At 66.8% G+C, this 6,625-nt stretch carries 8 protein-coding genes and 1 rRNA gene; 4 read left to right on the forward strand and 5 right to left on the reverse strand.

Going from position 1 to position 6,625, the window contains the following annotated elements:
* Window positions 1-8 precede the first annotated feature (8 nt).
* Window positions 9-121: ribosomal RNA gene (gene rrf / locus VIR09_RS07045) — 5S ribosomal RNA — on the forward strand.
* A 223-nt stretch (window positions 122-344) separates the two neighbouring features.
* Here rrf and VIR09_RS07050 read toward each other — a convergent pair.
* The 4 genes from VIR09_RS07050 to VIR09_RS07065 all read right to left on the reverse strand — a co-directional run bounded on the left by VIR09_RS07050 (window position 345) and on the right by VIR09_RS07065 (window position 2,887).
* Window positions 345-1,085 (reverse strand): aldolase, encoded by a 741-nt coding sequence (locus VIR09_RS07050; protein ID WP_332012228.1) that lies wholly within the window; start codon window positions 1,083-1,085, stop codon window positions 345-347.
* Window positions 1,086-1,143: 58 nt separating this feature from the next.
* Window positions 1,144-1,548 (reverse strand): YchJ family protein, encoded by a 405-nt coding sequence (locus VIR09_RS07055; RefSeq protein ID WP_332012229.1) that lies wholly within the window; start codon window positions 1,546-1,548, stop codon window positions 1,144-1,146.
* Between the two features lie 21 nt (window positions 1,549-1,569).
* On the reverse strand, window positions 1,570-1,842 hold the full coding sequence (locus VIR09_RS07060) for a GNAT family N-acetyltransferase (RefSeq protein ID WP_332012230.1): 273 nt from the start codon (window positions 1,840-1,842) through the stop codon (window positions 1,570-1,572).
* Between the two features lie 94 nt (window positions 1,843-1,936).
* Window positions 1,937-2,887, reverse strand: coding sequence for a 3-hydroxyacyl-CoA dehydrogenase NAD-binding domain-containing protein (locus VIR09_RS07065; protein ID WP_332012231.1), 951 nt, complete (start codon window positions 2,885-2,887; stop codon window positions 1,937-1,939).
* 120 nt (window positions 2,888-3,007) lie between these two features.
* On the opposite strand from VIR09_RS07065, the gene VIR09_RS07070 reads away from it, so the two are divergent.
* Window positions 3,008-3,634: a hypothetical protein gene (locus VIR09_RS07070; protein WP_332012232.1), complete on the forward strand. Its 627-nt coding sequence runs from the start codon at window positions 3,008-3,010 to the stop codon at window positions 3,632-3,634.
* A gap of 51 nt (window positions 3,635-3,685) precedes the next feature.
* On the opposite strand, the gene VIR09_RS07075 is transcribed toward VIR09_RS07070, so the two are convergent.
* On the reverse strand, window positions 3,686-5,086 hold the full coding sequence (locus VIR09_RS07075) for an MFS transporter (protein WP_332012233.1): 1,401 nt from the start codon (window positions 5,084-5,086) through the stop codon (window positions 3,686-3,688).
* Window positions 5,087-5,199: 113 nt separating this feature from the next.
* Between VIR09_RS07075 and VIR09_RS07080 the strand changes: the two genes are divergently transcribed.
* Together VIR09_RS07080 and VIR09_RS07085 are read left to right on the forward strand one after the other, a co-directional pair.
* A complete protein-coding gene (locus VIR09_RS07080) occupies window positions 5,200-6,069 on the forward strand; it encodes a LysR family transcriptional regulator (RefSeq protein WP_332012234.1) in 870 nt (289 codons plus the stop codon).
* Window positions 6,070-6,161: 92 nt separating this feature from the next.
* A partial coding sequence (locus VIR09_RS07085) for an amidase family protein (protein ID WP_332012235.1) occupies window positions 6,162-6,625 on the forward strand: 464 nt, incomplete at its 3' end.

Here is a 6,625-nt window from a genome sequence, read left to right on the forward strand (position 1 = left end):
CAGTTACGCTTGACGACCATAGCGAGTTGGTACCACTCCTTCCCATCCCGAACAGGACAGTGAAACGACTTTGCGCCGATGATAGTGGACGGACGTCTGTGAAAGTAGGTCATCGTCAAGCTTTTATTCCGCAAACCCCCACAGGTAACCCCTGTGGGGTTTTGTCTTTGGGGCGCCCGATTGCTCACGCGATATCAGTGGACCGCACCCAATGAAAAATCCCTCGCAGGATCTTCCTGCGAGGGATTTTTCTATTTCGAGCATGATTTCATGCACGGCGGCGAATCGTCGTGGATCCGGAGGGCAATGCTGCGAACTGCGTCAATGCCTTTGAGGCCAGGCGTTCAGCGGAGAGTGCGGCGCAAGGCGGCGAAAAAAAGTTCGGATTGCAGGCGTTCGCCTTGAACTTGCGCGGCGACCTTTGCCGCCAGTTCGGCGTTGACCGGAAGCAGCCGACGGCCGGTGGATTGCGCCAGCACCTGGGCGGTACAGGCGCGCTCCAGGAAAAACAGGTCGTCGTAAGCATAGTCCAGCCGTTCGCCGCAGACGACGACGCCATGGTTGCCCAGGAACACCACGTCCGCGCCCTGCATTGCGTGGGCGATGCGTTCGCCTTCGCTGATATCCAGCGCCAGGCCGTTGTAGTGCTGGTCGATGGCCAGGCGGCCATGAAAACGCATGGCGTTCTGGGAGAGCGTGGTGTCCAGCGCGCGATCGGACGTGAGCGTCAATGCCGTGGCGTAAGGCATATGCGTGTGCAGCACACAGGCTTTGCCGGCGATGCGGTGGATGGCGGCATGGATGAACATGGCCGTGGGTTCGACCGCATGGCGGCCCGCGAGCTTGTTGCCTTGGGCGTCGATCAGCACGATGTCGTCCGCCTGCACTTCATGCCACATCAGTCCGCGGGGATTGAGCAGGAAATGCTCCGAATCTCCGGGGAGGGCCACGCTGAAGTGATTGCAGACGCCTTCCCCCAGGCCATGCGCGGCGGCCGCCCGCAGGGCGAGCGCGAGGTCGGCGCGCAATGTCGCGACAGGTTCTGAGTGGAAGAGCGCTTCGGCGTGGCGAGGATCGCGGTTCATGTCTGCCTTTTCTAGTGTCTGGATTGGGGAAGGGCGGGTCCGAAAACGCCGGCCAGGATCAGTACAGGTCGCCGTCCACGTAGAACCACTGGCCGCCTTCGCGCACGAAGCGGCTGAGTTCGTGCAGGCGATGGGCGCGGCCAGCCTGGCGGCTGCGGGCGACAAATTCCACGGTGGCGTGCTCGGGATCCTGGCTGCCTGTCTGCTTGATCGCCAGTCCCAGCCATTTCAGGTCGGGCGGATTGGGATCGAGCGACGCGGGGCGGGTGCTCGAGTGCCAGGTCGCCAGCAGGTAGGGCAACTTGTCCAGCACGAAGGCGCTGTAGCGCGAGCGCATCAGCGCCTCGGCGGTGGGCGCTTGCATGGCCTGCGGGCCTTCATGCCAGCGGCCGCAGCATTCGGAATAGGGCTTGGGGCCGCCGCAGGGACAGGCGGCAGCCGGGAGCTTGGATTGTTTGGTCACGATGCCAAATACCGGAAACGTTCAGGCCAGCAGATCGCTGTATTCGGGGTGCCGCCGGATATAGGCGTCGGCATACGAGCACAAGGGCCGCACCTTCCAACCCCGGGCGCGCGCGTCGTCCAGCGCGTACTGAGTCAACGCTGCGGCGATGCCGCGGCCGCCGACCTGGCTGGGCACGCCGGTGTGCGTGATCGCCATGGTGTTGCCCTGCAGTTGGTAGTCGAGCACGCACAGGACGCCATCGACGGTGGCGGTGTAGCGGGAAAGGTCGTTGTCATGCGTTACGGAAATCATACGGAGGAATCCTGCAATGTCGCGGGCCGGCAGTGTTGCCGGCCGGCTTCGAGGGTTATGACGGGTCTCTGACCCGTTGCGGGCCGTCGCCGGTTCAGCGTTGCAGCGCTTTCAGCAGCGCGGTGAGCTGTGCATCGCGCGTCTGGACCAGGTCGGCGATGCTGCGCGCGCCTGCTTCGGCGTTGACGCCCGCGATCAGGCGCTGCTGCAGTTCAGGCGTGACTTCCGGCGCGCCGAGGTCGTCCCACCAGGTTTGCACCGGACCCAGCAGATGGTCCATGAAATTGGCCAGCCCGCCCGCGCCGCCACCCAGGTTGAAGGTCATGTGCGGACCGAACAGCGCCCAGCGCAGGCCGGGGCCTTGCGATACGGCGGCATCGATGTCGGCCACGCTGGCGACGTTTTCGGCCGCCAGGTGTATCGCTTCGCGCCACAGGGCCGCCTGCAGGCGGTTGGCGATGTGGCCCGGCACTTCCTTGTTCAGGCGGATGGGGTATTTGCCCAGGCCGCGGTAGAAGGCGATGCAGCGGTCGATGGTGTCGGCCGAGGTCTGTGCGCCGCCCACCACCTCGACCAGCGGAATCAGGTGCGGCGGATTGAACGGATGGCCGATGACGAAGCGCGCGGCATGGCGGCACTGCGATTGCAGGCGGCTCATGATGAGGCCGGACGAGCTCGATGCGACGATGACGTGCGCGGGCAGCACGGCGTCCATGCGCGCGAACAGCGCGGTTTTGAAGTCTTCGCGCTCGGGTGCGTTTTCCTGCACGAAGTCTGCCCCGGCCAGCGCGGCCTCCAGGTCCGGTTCGAAGCGCAGGCCTTCGGCCGAGGCGCCGGGCAGCACGTGTCCGAGTTCCGCCAGCACCGGCCATGCTGCCTGCACGCGGGCGCGGGTCAGCGGCTCGGCGTCGGCGGCGGGGTCGCTGACGACGACCTCGAGGCCGCGGGCGAGGAACAACGCGGCCCAACTGGCGCCTATGGTGCCTGCGCCGACGATGGCGACTCGGCGGATGGCGGGCGGGTTGGACGTGGCAGTGCTGGACATGCGGGTCTCCTGTGAGCGCGGATAGGAGCATTGTGAAGCAAACGTGGGCCCCTTGCCACGCGCAGGCGGGGCGGGCAGGATAGTGGCTTCCTTCTACTTCCTGAATCCCCGGGGTCCCGCATGAATGCGACGCCAGCCCATCGATCCGCCGTGCCGTACTTTTGCCAATGGGAGTCGGCCCACCTGGCCAGCGAGATCATTCAAGGCAAGCTGATGTTGGCCGATGACCCGGCCTGGCGCGGCTCGGGTGCGCGGGATGCGGACGAGTATGCGCGCTGGGCCAGCCACGTTTGCGGCATGGCCTGCCTGAAGATGGTGCTGGCGGCGCGCGACGGGCGGCATTACCCCACCCTGGAGCTGGCGCGGGGCAGCCTGCCCTACGGCGCCTATACCGTGGAAGGCGAGCAGATCAAGGGAATGATCTATGCGCCGTTCGTGCGCTACGTGGAGGAGGTGTTCGGCCTGGAGGCGCGGGTGCATGTAGGCCTGCGCACGGATGAACTGCCCGGCTTGATGTCGCAGGCCGCCTACTTCATGGCGTCGGTGCATCCGTGGATACGCTGGCCGCAACGGCAGCCGCCCAGAAAGGGCGGGCACCTGGTGCTGGTGACCTGCGCAACGTCGGACTCGGTGATTTTCCACAATCCCTCGGGCGAGCCCGGCGTCCAGGCCGACGTGGAATTGCCGCTGGCCGTGTTCGACGAGTTCTTTGCGGGACGCGGCGTGGCCATACTCGCGGCCGCCTGAGCGAGGCAAGGGCAACCGGCTTGAGTCCCGTGGCTGCCGTCGTGCCGGCGGTCAGGCGTTGCGGGCGCGGCGCAGATGCCGCCACACCAGCGCAACCGCAGCCAGGTAGCTCGCACCGATGATGCTGTAGGCCGCGGGCAGGCTGGCGTGCCAGTCCGGCAGCAGATGCAGGATGGTACCCATCAGTGCGACCCCGACCAGGGCGCCGGATTGGCGGTTGGCGTTCAGCGCCGCGGCGGCGCTGTTGGCGTGGCTTTTGCCCGAAACCTGCATGACCACGCTGGTCATGGCGGGCACGGCGATGCCCACGCCCAGATTGGACAGCGCGACGGCGACGGCAAACGGCCAGTAAGCCATGTCCGGGGAGAAAGCGAACACGCCCGCACTGCTCATGACGGCGGCCAGCGACAAGCCGCCCAGCAGCGCCGTCGACACGTTCCAGCGCGCCGAGATCCGGCTCGATATCAGGTTGCCGATGGAGAAGACCGCGAGCATCGGCACCAGTTGCAGCCCCGTCTGCAGGGCGTCCGCGCCGCGCGCCTGTTGCAGGAACAGGCTGAGCAGGAAGAGCTGGCCGTAGGAGGCAAGGTTGATCAGGAAGCCCACGCCATTGGCGGCCGCGAATTGCGTGGTCGCGAACAGGGCGCGCGGAATGATGGGTTCGGCGTGGCGGCGTTCGCGCAGCACCAGCAGCACGGCGGCGGCCAGGCAGAGGGCGGCCATGCCCAGGATGCGGCTGGAGGACCAGCCATAGGCATTGCCCTGGATCAGCACGAAGCACAGCGACGACAGCGCGATCACGCCCAGCAGGTGGCTTAGCGGATTGAGCGCGCGTGGCCGGCGCGGGGCCGCCAGGATCCGGCTGCGCGCCAGCCACAGCCCGGCCAGTCCCAGCGGGATGTTGATGAGGAAGATGCCGCGCCAGCCGAACTGGTGGATCAGCACGCCGCCCAGCAGCGGGCCGGCGGCGCCTGCGACCGCCACGATGGCGGACCAGGCGGCCAGCATGCGGTTGCGCACCTGCTCGTCGTCATAGGCGTGAGTCAGCAGACTGAGGGAGCTGGGCATGAACAGGGCCGCGCCCAGTCCTTGCAGCATGCGGGCCAGGATCAGCATGTCGGCGTTGGGCGCCAGCCCGCAGAGCAGGGATGCCAGGGTGAAGACGGCCAGGCCGGCCAGGTAGACGGTCTTGGCGCCATAGCGGTCGGCCAGCGCTCCCGCCACCAGCAGCAGCGCCGCGAAGGTGAGGGTGTAGCCGTCCACGATCCAGACCAGGTCCGTCAGCGGAACGGTGAACTGCAGCGCGATGCTGGGCAGGGCGACGTTGACGACGGTCACGTCCAGCATGGCCATGACGAAACCGATGGCCAGCGTGACGAGCGGCAGCAGGCCGGCGGCGGCTGGCTTGGCGTCCAGCGAGGGGACTGGGATATTGGGACAGGCGGAGTTCATGATTGGAGACGTGCGGCGGCTTTCGAGGACTGTAGCTTAGGCGCATTGCTTGATGCAAAAAAGCCGAATAATTGCTTTATAGTCATGCAAAAATGCATATACGGAAGACTGCCATGGATTGGGACAACGCCAGGATCTTCCTGGCCATCTATCGGGTAGGCACGCTGCGTGGCGCGGCGGCGCTGCTGCAGGTCGATCAGGCCACGGCCGGGCGCAGGCTGGCGGCGCTGGAAGCCTCGCTGGACGCGCGACTGTTCCTGCGCACGCCAGGCGGATACGTCCCCACGGCCGCGGGCGAGCTGGCGTTCACGGCGGCGGAGCGCATGGAGCAGGCGGCGGATCAGTTGCAGCGGCAGATGCAGGGACTGGACCACCGGCTGTCGGGGGTAGTGCGCGTGGCGACCTCGGAAACCGTCGCCAGTTACTACATCATGGAGGCGGTCCGGCGCGTGCACGCCCATCATCCCGACATCCGCGTCACGCTGTCCACGGCGATCCAGCTCAGCAACCTGACGCGCCGCGAGGCGGATCTGGCGATCCGCAACATCAGGCCGGACAATCCCGACCTGATCCACCGGCATCTGGCGCGCAAGGAGGTCGGGCTGTACGCTTCGCGGGCCTACCTGGAGACGCATGGCGAGCCGCGGCTGGGCACGGCATTCGCGGGGCACACGCTGGTGACCTACCAGCAGGCGGTGCTGCCGGGCTGGTCCGATACCTTCTGCGGCGAGCCCACGGGCAACGGGCGCATAGGCGTGGAGCTGAATTCCGGCCTGATGATCATCGAGGCGGTCGCGGCCGGGCTGGGCATAGGCCAGGTGCCGACGCACATGGCGCCGCAGTACCCGGACCTGGTGCGCATCTGGCCCGCGCGCAGCGAACCCTATGACCTTTGGCTGGTGATGCACGGCGACCTGAACCGCACGGCCCGCGTGCGCGCCGTGGCCGACGCCATCGTCGAGGTCTTCGAAGAGGACAAGTAGACACGGGCCGGGACTGGGCGGCTTGTGGGCGGACGCGGCTGGCGCTAAGGTTGGCTTGGCCCATCAACGCAATCATGAATCAGGAGTCGCGCGTGTCCGATCTTTGGCGTTTGTCCGCAGTTGAGCTTGCCGATCGCATTCGCAAGCGTGAAGTGTCCGCCCGCGAGGCCGCGCAAAGCGCGCTGGGCCGGCTGGATGCCGTCAACCCGGCCATCAATGCCGTGGTGGACCACCGCCCGGAAGAGGTGCTGGCTCAAGCCGCGGCAGTGGATGCCACGCTTGCGCGCGGCGAAGACGCGGGACCGTTGGCTGGCGTGCCCGTCACCGTGAAGGTCAACGTGGATCAGGCGGGTTACGCCACGACCAACGGCGTGCGCCTGCAGAAGGATGTGATTGCGGCCGAGAACAGCCCGGTCGTGGACAATCTGCGGCGCGCGGGGGCCGTGATCCTGGGCCGCACCAACACGCCCGCATTTTCCTTGCGCTGGTTCACCGGCAACGCGCTGCATGGCGACACGCTGAACCCGCGCAATCCGGCGCTCACGCCCGGCGGCTC

The organism is Achromobacter sp. (assembly GCF_036567245.1).
Taxonomy (GTDB): domain Bacteria; phylum Pseudomonadota; class Gammaproteobacteria; order Burkholderiales; family Burkholderiaceae_B; genus Achromobacter.